Origin of the sequence: Streptomyces sp. NPDC048650, assembly GCF_043199095.1 — a bacterium.
GTDB lineage: Bacteria > Actinomycetota > Actinomycetes > Streptomycetales > Streptomycetaceae > Streptomyces.
This window is the reverse complement of record NZ_JBICVM010000007.1, coordinates 503346-520867: the sequence shown is the minus strand read 5'-3', so window position 1 is coordinate 520867 and position 17522 is coordinate 503346. Positions and strand designations below refer to the sequence as shown.

The window sequence follows — 17522 nt, the reverse complement described above, 5'->3', positions numbered from 1 at the left end:
ACAACACACCCCGCCCGGGCGTTGTGGTGCGCCCCCCCCGGCTCGTGGGCGGGGGCCCGCCCCCCCCGCCCCCCCGCCCCCCCCCCCCCGGGGGCCCCCCCCCCCCCCCCCCGGGGGGGGGGCCCCCACGGCCGTGTACGGGCTGCTTCTTACGGGCCACCTCTTCACACGGGCTACCTCGCCGAGAAGCGGGCCGGCGCCTTTGTGGGGCTCCCGCCGGCCGGCAGCCGCTCCTTCGGGCAGGAACGCAGCACCCGCACCATCGCGTCCTTCTCCGCCCGGGTCACCCACAGCCCGTACTTCCTCTTCACCGCCACCTGGTGGGCGACATAGGTGCAGCGGTACGGCCGGTACGCGGGCAGCCAGGTCGCCGCGTCCCCGTCGCTCTTGCGCCGGTTCGCCGAGGCGTCGACCGCGATCAGGTTCAGCGGGTCGTTGGCCAGCGCCACCCGCTTACGGCCCGGCCACCGGCCCGCCCCCTTCTGCCAGGCGTCCGACAGTGCCACCACATGGTCGATGTCCACCTTGCTGCGGCCGCGCGCGTAGCGCACCTCCGCCCCCGTGTAGGGGTCCTCGGCCAGCGTCCCCGAGACCACGAGGCAGCGCCCGTCCCGGAAGGCGACACCCCGCAGGTCGCGTTGGAGGATGTCGTCCCGGGTGTCGCAGCGGTTGCCGTCGGTGTCCGCCCAGGCGGTGCCGAAGCGGTTACGTGCGTAACCCGTCTTCGGGGCACGGCCCTTGACGGCCAGCGCATCCACCGCCCGCAGCGCGGCGGCCGGACCCGCCTTGGCGTCCGCGTCCCCGCCGCTCCGGGTTTCGTGCGGGGAGCAGCCGGTGAGGGTGAGCACAGCGGCCAGCGCGGCGGCGGTGGCCGCGGACAGGGGAGCCAGGGGGCGGCGGGTGCGAGACGACCGGGGGCGGCGGGTGGTGGGTATCACGGCAGGAGTCCAATCCGGGTCGTCGCGGTCGGCGGGCGCCCGGTCCGGTCCGGTTCGCCGTTTCGAGTATCTTTTCGGAAATCGAGAGTGAGGACCCCCATGGACACGGCCGCAGCAACGGCCGCGGGCCCCGCGACCGGGGCCACCGGCACACCGGGCGCCGACACCGGCCGCCTGCGGCGCGCCGCGCGCCGACTGCGCGCGCCGCGCCTGGATCCGTACTGGACGGCCGCGTTCTTCTTCGTCGCATTCGCCGTGCTGTCCGTGTGCCGCTTCCGCACGATGTCCAACTCCTCCTGGGATCTGGGCATTTTCGAGCAGGCCGTCCGAGGCTACGCCCATCTCCGGGCCCCGATCGTCGACCTCAAGGGCCCCGGCACCAACGTCCTCGGCGACCACTTCAGTCCCGTACTGGTCGTCCTCGCGCCCATCTACCGTCTGATCCCCTCGCCCCTGACCCTGCTCCTCGCGCAGGCCGCACTGTTCGCGGCTTCCGCGATCCCGGTCACCCGCGCCGCGGCCCGGCACCTGGGCCGCCTGCCCGGCCTGGCCGTCGGCGTCGCGTACGGCCTCTCCTGGGGGATGCAGAAGGCCGTCGACTTCGACTTCCACGAAATAGCCTTCGCGCTGCCGCTGATCGCCTTCGCCCTCGAAGCGGTGCTGCGCGGTCGCTGGACCGCGGCGGTGTGCTGGGCCGCACCGCTGGTACTGGTCAAGGAGGACCTGGGGGTCACCGCGGCCACGGTCGGCGCGCTCGTCCTGATCCGCACGCGCCGGGCCGTCCCGGCGGCCGTCGCACTGACCGTCTTCGGTGTCGTCGCCACCGCCGTCACCCTCGGCGTGATCATTCCCGGCTTCAACGGCTCCGGCTCGTACGACTACTGGAACAAGATCGGCACCGGGGGCGGCTCCGCCCCCGCCATCCCGCTCGACACGGCCGTCCGCACCACCCTGTGGGTGCTGCTCCCCACCACCGGCCTGCTCGCCCTCCGCTCACCCCTCCTACTGGCCGGGCTCCCGACGCTGGGCTGGCGGTTCCTCTCCCATGAACCGCACTACTGGGGCATCGACTGGCACTACAACGCCGTCCTGATGCCGGTGGTCTTCCTCGCCCTGGTCGACGCCCTGCCCCGGGCCCGCACCTCCGCCCGCCCGTGGCTGCGCGCCTACGCCCACCACCTGCCGGCCGCCGCCCTGGCCTGCGCGCTCGCGCTGACCACCACGCTCCCGCTGTCCCGCCTCACCGAGGCCGCCACCTACCGTGTCCCGGCGTCCGTCACCGCCGCCGAACGGCTGCTGGCCCGGATACCGGACGGCGCGAGCGTGGAGGCCGACATCCGTCCGCTCAGCCGGCTCACCGGCCGCACCCGCGTCTTCTGGACCGGCGACACCGGCGGCCTCGCGCCCGACTACATAGCCGTCCAGCGCCCCGCCGACCGCACCCCGCCGCAGGCCCTCGCCGACGCCGCGGCCCGGCACCCCGGTTCCGCCTACGTCCTGACGGGCGCGGCCGGGGACCTCGTCGTATTTCACCGGACATCCGCCCGCTGAATGCCTACGGTGCCGTGATGGCACCCGATACGACACCCGACACGACCGCCGCCGGCGACGACGGCGGCGGCGACACCTCCCGAGCGGACCGGACCGACGTGATCGTCCTCAACGGCGGCTCCAGCTCCGGCACCTCCACGCTGGCCCGCGCCCTCCAGGAGGCCCTCCCCCGCCCCTGGTTGACCTTCGGCGTCGACACGTTCGTCGACGGGCTGCCGCCGGCCCTGACGGCCGCCCCCGACGGCCTGGTCCTCGCACCCGGCGGCGAGGTCACCACCGGCCCGGTCTTCCGCACCCTGGAGGCCGGCTGGCGGCACGGCATCGCCGCCATGGCCCGCGCCGGCACCGGCGTCATCCTCGACGAGGTCTTCCTCGGCGGCCACGAGAGCCAGGCCCGCTGGCGCGCCGCGCTGCACGGCCTGAGCGTGCTGTGGGTCGGCGTGCACTGCGCCCCCGAGATCGCCACGGCCCGCGAACGGGCCCGCGGCGACCGGGTGGCGGGCATGGCCGCCGCCCAGGCCGCACTCGTCCACCGCGGGGTCGGCTACGACGTCGAGGTGGACACCGGCCGCCGCACACCGGCCGACTGCGCGCGCCGGATCGCGGCACACGTCGTGGCGTAGCGGGCACGCACCGGCACCCGGGCCGCTACGCCCCCAGGATCGTCGTCAGGAACTCCCCCACCCACGACAGCAGTTCCCGCCCGACCAGCGGCTTGCCGCCGATCTTGCCGGTGGTCGGGCGCGGCACCAGGACCTGCCTGGTGGCCGGCTTGAGGACCGTGCGGGGATGCAGCCGCTTCAGCCGCAGCTCCTGCGACTCCCGCAACTCCACCGGGCCGAAGCGGACGTTGGAGCCCTGGAGAGTGATGTCCGAGACGCCGCAGGCGCGGGCCAGCATGCGCAGCCCGGCGACCAGGAGGAGGTTCTCGACCGGCTCGGGGAGCTTGCCGTAGCGGTCGGTCAGCTCCTCGCGGACCGCCGCGACGTCCTCCTCCGTGGCGGCGGAGGCGATGGCGCGGTATGCCTGGAGTCGCAGCTGCTCGCCCGGCGCGTAGTCGTGCGGGACATGGGCGTCCACCGGCAGCTCGATCTTGACCTCGAGCGGCGGCTCCTCCTCCACGCCGCCCTCCAGGGAGGCGCGGTAGTCGGCGACCGCCTCGCCCACCATCCGTACGTAGAGGTCGAAGCCGACGCCCGCGATGTGGCCGGACTGCTCGCCGCCGAGGAGGTTGCCCGCGCCGCGGATCTCCAGGTCCTTCATCGCCACATACATGCCCGCGCCCATCTCCGTGTGCTGGGCGATGGTCGCCAGCCGCTCGTGCGCGGTCTCGGTCAGCGGCTTCTCCGGCGGGTAGAGGAAGTAGGCGTAGCCGCGGTCCCGGCCCCGGCCGACGCGGCCGCGCAGCTGGTGGAGCTGCGAGAGGCCGAAGTTGTCGCCGCGCTCGACGATCAGGGTGTTGGCGTTGGAGATGTCGATGCCCGATTCGACGATCGTGGTGGAGACCAGGACATCGAACTTCTTCTCCCAGAAGTCGACGACGACCTGTTCGAGGGCCGACTCCCCCATCTGCCCGTGCGCGGTCTGGATACGCGCCTCCGGCACGATCTCCCGCAGCCGGGCAGCCGCCCGGTCGATGGACTCCACACGGTTGTGGATGTAGAAGACCTGGCCCTCGCGCAGGAGTTCACGGCGGATGGCCGCACCGATCTGCTTCTGCTCGTACGGCCCGACGAAGGTCAGGACCGGGTGCCGCTCCTCGGGGGGCGTGGTGATCGTGGACATCTCGCGGATGCCCGTGACCGCCATCTCCAGGGTGCGGGGAATGGGGGTGGCGGACATCGTCAGGACGTCGACGTTGGCGCGGAGCTTCTTGAGCTGCTCCTTGTGCTCGACGCCGAAGCGCTGCTCCTCGTCGACGATGACCAGGCCCAGGTCCTTGAACTTGGTCTCGGAGGAGAACAGGCGGTGGGTGCCGATGACGAGGTCGACGGAGCCCTCCCGCAGCCCTTCGAGGACGGCCTTGGCCTCGGTGTCGGTCTGGAAGCGGGAGAGCGCCTTGACGTTGACCGGGAACTGGCCGTACCGCTCGCTGAACGTCCCGAAGTGCTGCTGGACGAGGAGGGTGGTGGGGACGAGGACGGCGACCTGCTTGCCGTCCTGGACGGCCTTGAAGGCGGCACGGACCGCGATCTCGGTCTTGCCGTAGCCGACGTCGCCGCAGATCAGACGGTCCATCGGGACCGACTTCTCCATGTCCTCCTTGACCTCGGCGATGGTGGTGAGCTGATCGGGCGTCTCCGCGTACGGGAAGGCGTCCTCCAGCTCGCGCTGCCAGGGGGTGTCCGGGCCGAAGACGTGGCCGGGCGCCGCCATCCGGGCGGAGTAGAGCTTGATCAGGTCGGCGGCGATCTCCTTGACGGCCTTCTTGGCGCGCGCCTTGGTCTTGGTCCAGTCGGCGCCGCCGAGGCGGTGCAGGGTCGGGGCCTCGCCGCCCACGTACTTGGTGACCTGCTCCAGCTGGTCGGTGGGAATGTAGAGGCGGTCGCCGGGCTGGCCGCGCTTGGCGGGCGCGTACTCGACGAGGAGGTACTCGCGGGTGGCGCCCTGGACCGTGCGCTGCACCATCTCGATGTAGCGGCCGACACCGTGCTGCTCGTGGACGATGAAGTCGCCGGCCTGGAGGGTCAGCGGGTCGATGGTCTTGCGGCGGCGGGCCGGCATCCGGGCCGCGTCCTTGCCGGCCGCCTTCTGGCCGGTGAGGTCGGTCTCGGTCAGAACGGCCAGCTTGAGCGACGGGGCGAGGAAGCCGTTGTCGAGGGAGCCGCAGGAGACATGGACGACGGACGGGGAGATCTCGCCGAGCTCGCCGTCCAGGCGGGCGGCGATGCCCTCGCCGCCGAGCACCTCGACCGTACGGGCCGCGGGGCCGTGCCCCTCGGTCACGTACACCGTGCGCCAGCCGTCGGCCAGCCACTGCTTGGTGTCGGACAGCGCCCGCTGGGTGTCGCCGCGGTAGGTCTCCGGGGCGTGCATGCCGAGCTTGAGGGTCTCGCTGTCGGCCGTCAGCTCCTCGTCGGCGGCGAACGGCGAGACGGACCACCACATCATGCCCAGCTCACGGGCCCGGTCGCGGACGTCCGCGATGCCCCACAGCGAAGCCGCGCCGACGTCGATCGGGGCCTCGCCGCCACCCGCGCTCGCCGCCCAGGACGCCTGGAGGAACTCCTGGCTGGTCGCCACCAGGTCGGTGGCCCGGGTCCGTACCCGCTCCGGGTCGCACACCATCGCCATGGAGCTCTCCGGCAGGACGTCCAGCAGCAGCTCCATGTCGTCCACCAGGACCGGAGCCAGCGACTCCATGCCCTCGACGGCGATCCCCTCGGCGATCTTGCCGAGCAGTTCGCCCAGCTCGGGGTGTGCCTCGGCGAGGGCCGCGGCCCGCTCCCGCACCTCGTCGGTCAGCAGCAGCTCCCGGCACGGCGGCGCCCACAGGCCGTGCTCGGCGACCTCCAGGGACCGCTGGTCGGCGACCTTGAAGTAGCGGATCTCCTCGACGTCGTCACCCCAGAACTCGACCCGGAGGGGGTGCTCCTCGGTGGGCGGGAAGACGTCCAGGATGCCGCCACGGACCGCGAACTCGCCGCGCTTCTCGACCAGTTCGACGCGTGCGTAGGCGGCCGCGGCCAGCCCGTCGACGATCTCCGCCAGGTCGGCGGTCTGCCCCGTGCGCAGGCTCACCGGCTCCAGGTCGCCGAGCCCCTTGACCTGCGGCTGGAGCACCGAGCGGATGGGCGCGACGACGACGGAGACGGGGCCCGCCGTGGGGTCGTCCTGGCGCGGGTGGGCGAGCCGGCGCAGCACCGCGAGGCGGCGGCCGACGGTGTCCGAGCGGGGCGAGAGCCGCTCGTGCGGCAGCGTCTCCCAGGAGGGGAACTCGACGACGGAGTTCTCCTCCCCGGCCGGCATCAGCGTGCGCAGCGCCGCGGCCAGGTCCTCGGCCTCGCGCCCGGTGGCGGTCACCGCGAGCACCGTACGGCCGGATTCCCGGGCCAGCGCGGCCACCGCGAAGGGGCGGGCGGCCGGCGGCCCCACCAGATCCACGTGCGGCCGGTGGCCGTCGGCCGCGGCCTGTACCGCTTCGGCGAGCGCCGGGTCCCGTACGACGGCGTCGAGCAGACCAGTCAGGCTCATGAAAAGGCTTCCGTCCCAGAAGGCGAGCAACGCAATGGATCCGCGCGCAGTGAACAACGCGAGCAGCCCGACACGTCGTACGGGCCGGGTTTGCCCACCATACGCCCGCCCACCGACACCCGGCCGCCCGAACCGGAGGGGGAAGGGGAGGGGGAAGGGGAGGGGCCGGGGCCGGGGCCCGCACGGGGCGGGCGGCCCGGCCGTCCACCTGCCGAGAAGCCCCGTTCCGCAGACCGGTCCCCCATGGAAGGGTGTCCCCTGCATGCAACGGCCGGAGAAGAGGCGGAGGGGGCCCGGTGAGCGGCACGACGAGGGGCGGCGACAGGCTCAAGGACATAGCCAGGGGCGGCACCCCGGCCCCCGGACGCGGGCCCGTCGTCGCCGCCCTGATGCTCGCCATGGCGCTGGCCGCCCTCGACTCCACGATCATCGCCACCGCCATCCCGCAGATCGTCGGTGAACTCGGCGGCTTCGCCGTCTTCTCCTGGCTCTTCTCCGGCTATCTGCTCGCCGTCACCGTCACCCTGCCCGTCTACGGCAAGCTCTCCGACACCTTCGGCCGCAGGCCCATCCTGATCGCCGGCATCGTGCTCTTCCTCGTCGGCTCACTGGCCTGCGCGGGGGCCTGGGACATGGCATCGCTGATCGCCTTCCGGGTACTGCAGGGGCTGGGCGGCGGGGCCCTCCAGGGCACCGTGCAGACCATCGCCGCCGACCTCTATCCGATGAAGGAACGCCCCAGGATCCAGGCGCGGCTCTCCTCGGTGTGGGCGGTCTCCTCGGTCGCCGGGCCCGCGCTGGGCGGCCTGCTCGCCGCATACGCCGGCTGGCGGTGGATCTTCCTGGTCAACGTGCCGGTGGGGCTGCTCGCCCTGTGGCTGATCATCCGGCATTTCACCGAGGACAGGGAGCCGGCGCGGCCCGCGGGCACGGCCCGCCGCCCGCGCGTCGACTGGCCCGGCGCGCTCGCCATCTTCGCCTGCGGCGGCCTGCTGCTGACCGCGCTCGTCCAGGGCGGGGTCGCCTGGCCCTGGGGCTCCGCCCCCTCGCTGCTGCTCTTCGGCGGTGCGGCGGTGTGCGCGGTGGCCACCGTGAGCATCGAGCGCCGCGCCGCCGAGCCGATCATCCCCGGCTGGGTCTGGCGCCGCCGCACCATCTCCGCCGTCAACCTCTCCCTCGGCGCACTGGGTCTGCTGATGGTCGCCCCCACCGTCTTCCTGCCCACCTACGCCCAGGCGGTCCTGGGTCTGGGGCCGACGGCGGCCGGCTTCGTGCTGTCCGTGATGACCCTGAGCTGGCCGGTCTCGGCGGCCCTCAGCAGCCGCCTCTACAACCGCATCGGTATCCGCAACTGCGCCCTCGTCGGCATCGGAGCGGCCGCGCTGTTCCTGCTCGCCTTCCCCCTGCTGCCCTACCCGGGTGCCGCCTGGCAGCCCGCAATGATCATGCTGGCACTGGGCGCGGCCCTCGGCCTCTTCCAGCTACCGCTGATCATCGGCGTCCAGTCCTCCGTCGGCTACGCGGAGCGCGGCACCGCCACCGCCTCCATCCTCTTCTGCCGCCAGGTCGGCCAGTCCCTGGGCGCGGCCCTCTTCGGCGCCGTCGCCAACGCCACCCTCGCCGACCGCCTCGCGCACGCCCCCACAGAGATCCGCCCCGGCCTCCCCGACGACCTCGACGCCGTCTCGCACGCCCTGCAGCACGCCGGCGCCCTCACCGCCCGCGCCACCGACTACCTGCGGCGCGCCGTCGACACCACCGTCGACCACGTCTACCTCGGCGCCGCCGCGGCCGCCGTCCTCGCCCTGCTCGCCCTGCTCCTGCTGGCGCCCCGCCTCTTCCCGGTACATGCGGATGCCCGGACACGGCAGGAGCGGGACGGCGGGGACACCGAGGGCTGACACGGGCCGGGCAGCAGACGCGGCGTCCCGGGCTCAGCCCTCCAGCCGCGGGAGCTCGGTCTCCAGGGTGTCCTCGTTGTCGGGGTCGGTGCCGTCGGGGTCGGTGTCCTCCGGGGCGCCGCCTGCCGGCTCCACCACGGCCACCGGCTCCGGCGGCTCGTCCTCCAACGCCTCCGGATCCTTCCCCGTCAGCGCCGCCAGACTGTTGCGGACGTGGGCCATATGGGCTCGTACTTCCGTGCGCTCCTCCTCGTGTTCGCGCAGCAGCCGCGCCGTGCCGCGGTCGATGCGGTCCGCCTCCACCTTGGCCTTGGCGAGGATCGCGGCGGCCCGGTCGGCCGCCTCCTCGTCGCCGTGCCGGACGGCCTCCTCGACCTCCGCGTACTCCCGCCGCCGCCCGGCGAGCAGGACGTCGCAACGCTCGTCCAGTTCGGCGACCATCCGGTCCGTCTCCGCCTCCAGCTCGGCCAGTTCCCGCCCGGCCGCATCCCACTCCTCGGCCAGCCGCTCCTCCTGCTCGCGCCGCTGCGCCTCGGTTCGGCGCCGCATGTCGGCGAGCGCCGCGTCCGCCTCGCCGCGCCACTGCTCGGTCTCCTCGGCCGCCTCGGCCGCCAGCGTCGCCGCCTCCGCCCGCGCCGCCGCCTCATGGCGCCGCCCGCGCTCCTCCGCCTCGGCACGCACGTCCCGCGTCGCCTCGTCCGCCGCGTCGCGGACCCGGTCGGCGTACTCCATCGCCTCCTCGCGGAGGGACTCGGCAGCCGTCTGCGCCGCGACCCGCAGCCGCCGCGCCTCCGACTCGGCCGTCGTCAGGATCAGCCGCGCCTGGTCGCCCAGGGACTCGTAGGTCTGCGGCGGCAGCTGCGCCACACGCTCCTGGAGCTCCGCCAGTTCCGCGTCCATCTCGTTGGAGAGCACGGTCAGCCGCGCCGCCCGCTCCCAGCACGCATCGCGATCTATTGAGAGGCCCTCCACGCGCCGATCGACGTCCTCAGGCCGGTAACCGCGTCCTCGTACGGTCTCGAACCCGTGAGGCGAAACCGATGCACTCATCCCTCAAAGCCCCTTTTCTGGATCGGTCCGAAGCCGCCCTATCGCGACACTTCACCCCTCTCCCACCCAAGGATGCGTCAATTGGTGCCAGAAGTCGGAATGACGTCATCGGCGCGCAAAGCACCAAACAGGCGTCGAGCCCCTATTTCATCCCAAAGCAGCACTTCACCGGCGCTTCCCGCCGCCACGCCGGGGCGGGACACCGGGACCGTGACCGCCGCCCCGCCACCCTCCGCGACCTTCTCCATCGACCAGGCCATGGCCAGTAGTTCGGCCATCCCCGAACCCTTGTCCACGGCGAGCGCGGACAGGCCCGCACCGACCACCGGCACCAGACGGAACGGATCGAGCACCACGCCGGGCCCGAGCGCCTCGTCCGCCACCGCGCCGATCAGCTGCCGCTGACGCTTCACCCGTCCGAGGTCACCGCGCGGGTCGGCGTAACGGGCCCGTACGAACGCGAGCGCCTGCCGGCCGTCCGCCCGCCGGCACCCCGCCGCGAAATCCGCACCCGACCGCGCATCGTGCAGCGGACGGTCCGGACACAGCCGCACCCCGCCCAGCGTGTCCACGACCCGTACGAACCCCAGGAAGTTCACCTCGGCATAGCGGTCGATGCGCAACCCCGTCGCCCGCTCGACCGTACGGGTCAACAGCCGCGGCCCGCCGTCCCCGTACGCCTCGTTGATCTTCGCCCGGCCGTGCCCCGGCACCGGGACATAGCTGTCACGGGGCAGGCTGATCAGATACGGGCCGTGCCGCCCCGAATGCAGCACCATGATCGTGTCGGTGTTGCGGACGGTGTCGTTGCCGACGTGCAGCTCCTGGCGCTGGCGGGGCGTCAGCCCGGCGCGGCTGTCGGAGCCGACCAGCAGCCAGTTCGTGCCCCGCCCGGCCGGCGGCCGACCGGGATAGTCGTCCAGCGCGGCCACTCGCCGCACCCGCTCCCCCGCCCACAGGTACAGCCCGACGCCGCCCGCCGCCACCAGCACCACCAGTGCCAGCAGCGTCACCAGGATCCGCCGGCGGCGCGGCATCCGCCCGGCCCGGTAGAGCGTCGTCGTCGACGACGGGAACGGCTGGCCCATACAGGCATGGTCGGGGCGCCCGACCCGTCACGCAGGTCGAGCGCCCCGACGGTGCCCGCGAGCGGCGCCCCCGGCGCCGCCGTACTCACTCCCCTACAGCAGCCCGTCCCACATCTGCTCCAGCAGCACCGACCACCATGTCTCCGGCGAACCGAGCGCCGGCGGGTCCAGCGCCACCAGCTGCGCCTGGAAGTCGACGGTCCAGCGGCCCGCCTGCTCCGGCGTCAGCCCGTAACGCAGCCGCCACATCCGCCCCAGCATCGCCAGACAGCGCACGAACTCCGGCAGCCCGCTGTTGACGAACTGCGGGGAGGCGGGCTGCCCGCCCGGCCCCGCCTCCATCGGGACGGCCACGATGTGCGCGGTCCCGTACTGGACACAGAGCTGGCGACCGAAGTCGTTGCCCATCACCAGATACGAGCCCGCGTCGGTGGCCGGCTGCACCATCCGCTCCGCCGCCAGCTCCGCCAGCGTCGGCACCGGACGGCCCGGCTGCGCCTGCGCCCAGAAGAACGGCCCGAAGTCGACCGGCAGCCCGGCCCACACCAGCATCTGCCCGACCACCTCGGGCACTCCCTGCCGGGAGACCGCCCGCTGGTCGAACCGGAAGATGCCCTGCGGGCCGAAGGACTGCTCCAGCTCCTGCCCGATCGCCTGCGGCGGCACCGGCACGGCCGGCGGCACCTGCGAGGGATGCGGCAGCGGCACCCGCACCGGCGCCGGCCGCGCCGGACCGTCCGCCACCTGGTGCAGCTCGCCCTGATGCTCGACGAGATGCCGCACACCCTGCTGACGCGAGGCATGGTCCTGGCCGTACGCGGCGGTGTGGCTGATCCGCACCTGCGGCCAGTTGTCCCGGATCATCCGGGCGCAGTAACCGCCGGGCAGATCGCAGCACTCCAGCTCGGTGTGCAGCTCCAGCACCTGCTGCGGCGGAATGTTCATGCCGCGCAGCTCGTGCAGCAGCTGCCACTCCGGATGCGGGGTGCCGGGCGCCGAGCGGCGCACGATCTTCTGCTCGGAGCCGTCCGGTGCCCGGTAGCTGAGGACCGCCATGTAGCCGGGGCCGACCGTGGGCTGCCCGGTGGGCGCCTGCGGATAGCCGTAGGCACCCGGGCCACCGGGTCCGGGCACGCCGGGGCCGGGAGCACCGGGCGGGCCCACCGGAGCACCCGGCGGCGGAGCCACGGGGCCCGCGGACGGCGGCGCGGCAGGAGGCGCAGCAGGAGGCATGGCCCCCGCGCCCGGCCCGGGGGCACCCGGACCACCGGGGCCACCGGGACCGCCCGCGCTGCTCAGGGCCGCACCGCCGGCCAGCATCGTCGCAGCGGCATGCACCCCACCGCCCGCGGGGCCGGCCGTGGGCGGCGGCGCGGACGGCGGCGGGGGCGGACCCGCCTGGCCACCCGCGCCCCTGCTGCCCGCACCCGCACCGGGCTTGCCGGGCGGGCCCGGCGGCCTGGGCGCACCGGGCGGCCCCGGCGGGGCGGGCGGGGGCGGCACCGCACCGCCCGCACCCCCGAGACTCGCCTGCAGCGCCGCACCGTCGGCGAACATCGTCGCCGCCGCGTGCACCCCGCCACCCACGGGCGGCGCGGGCGGCGGCGCACCAGGGCCGGAGCCGTCCGTACCGTCCGCACCGGACGCATCCGCCCCGCCCTGCGGACCGTCGACCGCACTCAGATCCAGATCCGCCGCGTCCAGCTGCGAGACCAGCTGTGTCGGTACATAACCGCCGGCCGGCGCACCGGACGCACCCTGACCGGCCCGACCCGCACCAGGCGTACCGGGCGCGCCGGGAGGCGGCGGGCCACCGGCGTTTCCGGGCAGCCCGGAACCGTCGGCGAGCATCGTCGCCGCCGCGTGCACCCCGCCACCCACGGGCGGGGCCGGCGGCGGCGCACCGGCACCCGGCGGCGGCGGCACATCGGCGACCGGCGGCCCCGACGGCGGCGGCAGCTCCGCCAGCCCCGGCACCGCGGGCGCACTGGGCGGCATCGGCGGCGGCGCGCCCGGCCCATCGGACGGGGCGTCCGCACCGCCCGGCTCCGGCACCGCCGGAGCAACCTGCGTCCGCGGCAGCTGACTGCCGCCGTGCAGCAGTTCGGTCTTGGCGTCCGGCCGTGACCGCGGCGCCGCCTCCGGGGTGTCGTCCGACTCGTCGAAACTCGCCAGCGGCGCCGCGAACACCGTCTGCGGCAGCCCCACCGACCGGTCCTCGGCGCCCCCGTCACCCGTCGTGTCCGCATCGGCCCACGGGGTCGACGCGGTCGACGCGGTCGACGGGGCCGGCGGAGGCGCCGCGGGAGCGGGCACCGAGGGGGGCGTCCCGCCGCCACCGTCGCGCCGCCGGTCCGGAATGCCGATCGCGTCCGCCGCTTCCTGCAACCACTCCGGCGGCGTCAGCAGGAACGACGTCGCCTCCAGATCCACCCGCTGCGGCGCCGGCTCGGCAGCGCCGTACCCGCCGTCCACCGGCGTGCCGTACTCCTCCTCGTACCGGCGGATCACCTCACCCACCGGCAGCCCCGGCCACAGCGTCGTCTCCCCGCTGTCCCGCGCGATCACCAAGCGGCTGCGGCCCCCGTCACCGGTGGGCCCGCCCGCCCGGTCCTCGGCCCAGGCCACGAACCCCAGATCGAACTCCCGCACCCGCACCTCACGGTGCTGCGGCGCCGGCACATCGCCGTTGACCCAGCGCTCCGCGCGCTCCTGCGCCTGCGCGAACGTCACCATCCCGCGCTCACCCCTCTACCGCAACGACGTGCGCGAAGCCGCCGTCCACCATCAGGTTGGCCACCGTCTCCAGCTCCGGCGGATTCCCCGCCAGCCGCTGGAGGAACTCGTCGAAATCCGCACCGCACGGCAACAGCAGCCGCTCCACCCGCTCCTGCACCGACAGTCCGTCCCGGTCCCGGGCATCGTCGTACGGACAGAACCACACCGACCCCAGCGCCTCGCCGCGCACCTTCACCGCGACCACACCGCCCTGGACGAACGCCACACCCAGATAATCCTTGGTGAAGTGGTCCCGCAGGCACTTGTTCACATAGACCAGGTCGTTGACCGCCGCGTCATCGCGCACCGTGAAGAACGGCTGATCGACCAGCAGCCCCAGCTCCGCATCGAGCGCCGCCCCCACCGGCGCACACCCGCCCGCCGCCTTCAGGAACGAGCGATAGGCACCCGGCAGCCGGTACCCCAGCGACTCCTCGGCCTGCGCCACCTGCTCCTCGCCCACCGACAGGTCACGGTGCGGCAGCCCGAAATGCACCGGCCGGGTCTCCTGCAACGGCCGCGTACCGCGCTTGTCGTGCTCCACCGCGGCCGTCGCCAGCCCGCCGTGATGCCGCAGCAGCGCCTTCACCTCGACGGGAACCAGCTCCATCCGCCGCGTACCGGGCACGTGATGCCAGGTCCAGCCGTGCGGCGTCGCCACCGACGGCACGTCTATCCACAGCTCGTGCCCCTGCGCGTGCAGCGCCGCATTCGCCGACACATAGTCCGTCAGCCGCAGCTCATCGACACCGAAGCCCTCCGGCGGCTCGGCGATCTCCGCCGCCGCCCGCGCATACGGCGCAAAGCGAGGGAATCCGCTCTCGTCCACCCGCACCCCCGCGGGATACCGGGCGGCCCGCACCGGGTCCGGAAAATGCACGACCTGCCCGGCGTAGGCCGTGTTCGGTGGCGCGGCATGCTGCTGCCCGAGCCGACCTGTCGTCATCGCGGTTGCCCCCTGGCTGGATCTGGCTTTGGGGCACAGCCTATGCCGTGCCGCAACACCCTCCCCCCGCCCCCGGCCACCCGCGTCAGCCCGCCGACACGCCGCCCCCACCCCCTGCGCCACCACCACCCGACCGACGTACTCCACCCCGCCCACCAGCCCTGTTTCCCCGTAACCGACGAGCCGTCACACGCCAGTGACATCGGCTACAGCACGCCCGACTACCGCAACACCCAGCACATTTGGCAGGCTGACCTCCCCCGCCTTCGGCGGGGGGACCCCCAGCTACACGGGGATTGCAGGGAGGGAAAGCAGCACCATGAGCACCACCGCACACCAGCACACCGCCGCCACCGGCGACCCCCGGATCGGCTGGAGCGCGACCGCCGAAGCCGATCGCGCACCCGCCCTGGCCCACCGCCGCGACGGCATCCTCCCCACCGTCGGCGCCGCCTTGTCCGTACGCGGACAGACCCTCACCTGCACGGCAAGCAAGGCGGAACAGCCCCCCACCCTGCACCCCCTCGTCCAGGACTTCCTCGACGCCCTCGGCACCGCACAGCGCGAACGCTTCACCGGCCGCTGCCCCGAAGCCGTCCTGATCTCCCGCCACCTCACCGCGGTCGAGACCGGGCGCAGCAAACGCGCCTCCCGCAAACCCCTCACCAACGGCGAAGCCCGCCGCTCCCTGAAACACTCCAAGATCACCGCACGCCACATCCGCGAGGACGGCGACCCCCGGCACGGCAGCTACGCCCCACCCTGCCGCTCCTGCGACGCGCTCCTCGCCCACTTCGGCGTCATGCCCATCGGCGGCACGACGCCCACAGGGAGCTGACCGCCGCCATGCCACCCACCGCACCCCGTGCCGCCGCCGTACCCCCCACCCGCGACCCCGCCGACTCCACCCGCTTCCCCGCCGCCGTCGACGTCGCCCTCCAGCAGGCCGGCTGGAAAGCGGGCCGCTGGGACATAAAGCAGGCCGAACACTGGGCCGACACCCTCCGCGCCCACGCCTCCCCCGCCGGGCACCGCCACACCGTCTTCCCCGCCGCCGTCGAGGCCTGGGCCGAATTCGGCGGCCTGCACATCACCGGCCCCGGCCCCGGCCGCCACATCGCCCCCACCCCTTTCACCATCGACCCCCTCCACGGCCTCCACCTCGCCCGCACCCTCGGCGACCTCGGCCGGGCCCTCGACACGGACGTCGCCCCCCTCGGCCAGGAAGAGATCCCCGACCCCGACGGCACCCCCACCGGCCAGGCCGTCCTCGCCATCGACGCCCAAGGCCGCGTCTACAGCCTCGACCACACCGGCGACTGGTACCTCGGCCCCGACATCGACCACGCCCTCGGCGCCCTCGTCCTCGGCACCCGGCCACCACGCCTGGCACTCACCCCACAGAGCTGACACCGCCGGGCCCACCGCCCCCGGGCCCAGCGCCCCGGGCCGGCCGCCGGCCCCCGCCACGACCACCCCGCGGCGGCCCCCGATCACCCCTCCGCCGCAGCCGCCGCCCGCACCGGCACCACCGCCGACACCCGGAAACCCCCCGCCTCCGTCGGCCCCGCCACGAACACACCCCCCAGAGCCGTCACCCGCTCCCGCATCCCCACCAGCCCATTACCCCCACTGGGCAACCCCGCATCCGTCGCCCCCCGCTCCGACGGACCGTTCTCCACCTGCACCGCCACCTCGTCCCCCCGATGCGCCAACCGCACCCGCGCCCGTGCACCCGGCGCATGCTTGTGCACGTTCGTCAGCGCCTCCTGGACCACCCGATACACGGTCTGCTCCACCCGCGCCGCATACCGGCACCCCGCCGGAGCCGGCTCCATCGCCAGCTCCACCGCCATCCCGGCCGCCCGGGACTGCCCCACCAGCTCCCCCAGCTCCCCCAGCGACGGCCCCTCGCCCTCCGCCTCCACCGCCGGCACCACCGGCTCCGGCTTCACCTGCGCCTTCGAGGCCACCGCCGCCAACCGCTCCGACGCGTCCGACCCCGCAGCACCCCGCACCGCCGCCCCATCGGCCGTCCGCAGCACCCCCAACATCTCCCGCAGCTCCGTCAGCGCCTGCCGCCCCATGTCCCCCACCAACGCGGCATTCTTCGACGCCTTCTCCGGATCCTTCAACGCCACCGCCTGCAACGCCGCCGCATGCACCACCATCAGACTCACCCGGTGCGCCACCACGTCGTGCATCTCCCGCGCGATCCGCGTCCGCTCCTCGTTACGGGCCCACTCCGCCCGCTCCTCGGCCCGGTCCGCCAGCAGCGACAACTCACGCTCCAGACCGTCCGCCCGCTCCCGCAGGCTCTCCACCAGCCGCCGCCGGGCCCCCACATAAAGACCCCACAGCACCGGCGGCGCCGTCACCACCAGCCCCACCGCAACGGCCATCACCGGCACGAACCACACCGGCGGATGGAAGTCCTCCTGCGACGCCAGGTCATGCCGCATGCTCAAAAACGTCGTGATCAGCGTCCCGACCACCGTCATCCCGGCCAGCAGCCCCGTGATCCGACGCGGCACATCCGACGCGGCCAACGTGTAGAGACCCACCACACCCAGCAGCGCACCCATCTCCGCCGGCAGCACCGCGATCGATGTCAGCACCACCACGACCGGCCACCGCCGCCGCACCAGCAGCACCGGCCCCACCACCAGCCCCAGCAACATCCCGACCGGCTCCGGCAGCCCCGCCCCATGCGCAAAGGGCACCCCCTCCGCCACACACTCCAGCGTGGAGAGGACGGCCAGCACCACATCCAGCACGGCGCTCCGCCGCCGGGCCCACCACCACGGCCCACCACGGGGCGCGCCCCGCGCCCCCACACCTTCACTTGCCCCCGTCGCGGTCATACCGACCAGCGTACGGGCGCCGCCCGCGCTCCTCCCGCGGTGTGCCCCAGCACACCCCAGGCCCATTACCTGCCCTTACCGACAGTTGTCCCGTGAACTGTTGAATCGCCCATGTTTTCGCCACTTGCGCACCCTGCCGCGCAGCAGTCCGCTCCCGCGCCGGATGACGAGGCGTGATCTGCGCCTTCCCGTCCCGGCGAAGCCGCTCGAGG

12 protein-coding genes are annotated in these 17522 nt (G+C 73.9%); 5 read left to right on the top strand and 7 right to left on the bottom strand.

Features of this window, described 5'->3' with window-relative positions; all coding sequences use genetic code 11:
* Positions 1 to 173: 173 nt before the first annotated feature.
* A complete protein-coding gene (locus ACGFML_RS22875; protein WP_393546434.1) occupies positions 174 to 890 on the bottom strand; it encodes an HNH endonuclease family protein in 717 nt (238 codons plus the stop codon).
* 147 nt (positions 891 to 1037) lie between these two features.
* Between ACGFML_RS22875 and ACGFML_RS22870 the strand changes: the two genes are divergently transcribed.
* Both ACGFML_RS22870 and cpt read left to right on the top strand, forming a co-directional pair.
* On the top strand, positions 1038 to 2489 hold the full coding sequence (locus ACGFML_RS22870) for a DUF2079 domain-containing protein (RefSeq protein WP_393546375.1): 1452 nt from the start codon (positions 1038 to 1040) through the stop codon (positions 2487 to 2489).
* A gap of 98 nt (positions 2490 to 2587) precedes the next feature.
* Positions 2588 to 3112 (top strand): chloramphenicol phosphotransferase CPT, encoded by a 525-nt coding sequence (gene cpt, locus ACGFML_RS22865; protein WP_393546432.1) that lies wholly within the window; start codon positions 2588 to 2590, stop codon positions 3110 to 3112.
* A 25-nt stretch (positions 3113 to 3137) separates the two neighbouring features.
* On the opposite strand, the gene mfd is transcribed toward cpt, so the two are convergent.
* The gene (gene mfd, locus ACGFML_RS22860; RefSeq protein WP_393546373.1) at positions 3138 to 6683 is read right to left on the bottom strand and encodes a transcription-repair coupling factor; all 3546 of its coding nucleotides are present in this window, start codon (positions 6681 to 6683) and stop codon (positions 3138 to 3140) included.
* 389 nt (positions 6684 to 7072) lie between these two features.
* Between mfd and ACGFML_RS22855 the strand changes: the two genes are divergently transcribed.
* A complete protein-coding gene (locus ACGFML_RS22855) occupies positions 7073 to 8584 on the top strand; it encodes an MFS transporter (RefSeq protein WP_393546430.1) in 1512 nt (503 codons plus the stop codon).
* A gap of 33 nt (positions 8585 to 8617) precedes the next feature.
* On the opposite strand, the gene ACGFML_RS22850 is transcribed toward ACGFML_RS22855, so the two are convergent.
* From ACGFML_RS22850 to ACGFML_RS22835, 4 genes are all read right to left on the bottom strand, one after another.
* Positions 8618 to 9556, bottom strand: a complete 939-nt coding sequence (locus ACGFML_RS22850; protein WP_393546371.1) for a cellulose-binding protein — start codon at positions 9554 to 9556, stop codon at positions 8618 to 8620.
* Positions 9557 to 9711: 155 nt separating this feature from the next.
* Complete coding sequence (locus tag ACGFML_RS22845; RefSeq protein ID WP_393546369.1) at positions 9712 to 10722, bottom strand: LCP family protein; 1011 nt, start codon at positions 10720 to 10722, stop codon at positions 9712 to 9714.
* A gap of 93 nt (positions 10723 to 10815) precedes the next feature.
* The gene (locus ACGFML_RS22840) at positions 10816 to 13458 is read right to left on the bottom strand and encodes an SUKH-4 family immunity protein (protein WP_393546367.1); all 2643 of its coding nucleotides are present in this window, start codon (positions 13456 to 13458) and stop codon (positions 10816 to 10818) included.
* A gap of 7 nt (positions 13459 to 13465) precedes the next feature.
* Positions 13466 to 14446 carry an SMI1/KNR4 family protein gene (locus ACGFML_RS22835; protein WP_393546365.1) on the bottom strand — a complete coding sequence of 327 codons (981 nt, stop codon included), beginning with the start codon at positions 14444 to 14446 and terminating at the stop codon, positions 13466 to 13468.
* Between the two features lie 319 nt (positions 14447 to 14765).
* Here ACGFML_RS22835 and ACGFML_RS22830 point away from each other — a divergent pair, with 319 nt between their 5' ends.
* Both ACGFML_RS22830 and ACGFML_RS22825 read left to right on the top strand, forming a co-directional pair.
* Positions 14766 to 15284, top strand: coding sequence for a YwqJ-related putative deaminase (locus tag ACGFML_RS22830; protein ID WP_393546363.1), 519 nt, complete (start codon positions 14766 to 14768; stop codon positions 15282 to 15284).
* 8 nt (positions 15285 to 15292) lie between these two features.
* A complete protein-coding gene (locus ACGFML_RS22825) occupies positions 15293 to 15856 on the top strand; it encodes an SUKH-3 domain-containing protein (RefSeq protein WP_393546361.1) in 564 nt (187 codons plus the stop codon).
* An 83-nt stretch (positions 15857 to 15939) separates the two neighbouring features.
* Here the strand turns inward: ACGFML_RS22825 and ACGFML_RS22820 are convergent, their stop codons facing one another.
* Positions 15940 to 17310, bottom strand: coding sequence for a sensor histidine kinase (locus ACGFML_RS22820; RefSeq protein WP_393546359.1), 1371 nt, complete (start codon positions 17308 to 17310; stop codon positions 15940 to 15942).
* Between the last annotated feature and the right edge of the window lie 212 nt (positions 17311 to 17522).

What these genes read in the sequence shown, in the direction of transcription:
- ACGFML_RS22870 (WP_393546375.1), top strand. Translation starts at nt 1,038, where the DNA reads ATGGACACGGCCGCAGCAACGGCCGCGGGCCCCGCGACCGGGGCCACC.
- mfd (WP_393546373.1), bottom strand. Translation starts at nt 6,683, where the DNA reads ATGAGCCTGACTGGTCTGCTCGACGCCGTCGTACGGGACCCGGCGCTC.
- ACGFML_RS22855 (WP_393546430.1), top strand. Translation starts at nt 7,073, where the DNA reads ATGCTCGCCATGGCGCTGGCCGCCCTCGACTCCACGATCATCGCCACC.
- ACGFML_RS22845 (WP_393546369.1), bottom strand. Translation starts at nt 10,722, where the DNA reads ATGGGCCAGCCGTTCCCGTCGTCGACGACGACGCTCTACCGGGCCGGG.
- ACGFML_RS22840 (WP_393546367.1), bottom strand. Translation starts at nt 13,458, where the DNA reads ATGGTGACGTTCGCGCAGGCGCAGGAGCGCGCGGAGCGCTGGGTCAAC.
- ACGFML_RS22835 (WP_393546365.1), bottom strand. Translation starts at nt 14,446, where the DNA reads ATGACGACAGGTCGGCTCGGGCAGCAGCATGCCGCGCCACCGAACACG.
- ACGFML_RS22830 (WP_393546363.1), top strand. Translation starts at nt 14,766, where the DNA reads ATGAGCACCACCGCACACCAGCACACCGCCGCCACCGGCGACCCCCGG.
- ACGFML_RS22825 (WP_393546361.1), top strand. Translation starts at nt 15,293, where the DNA reads ATGCCACCCACCGCACCCCGTGCCGCCGCCGTACCCCCCACCCGCGAC.
- ACGFML_RS22820 (WP_393546359.1), bottom strand. Translation starts at nt 17,310, where the DNA reads ATGACCGCGACGGGGGCAAGTGAAGGTGTGGGGGCGCGGGGCGCGCCC.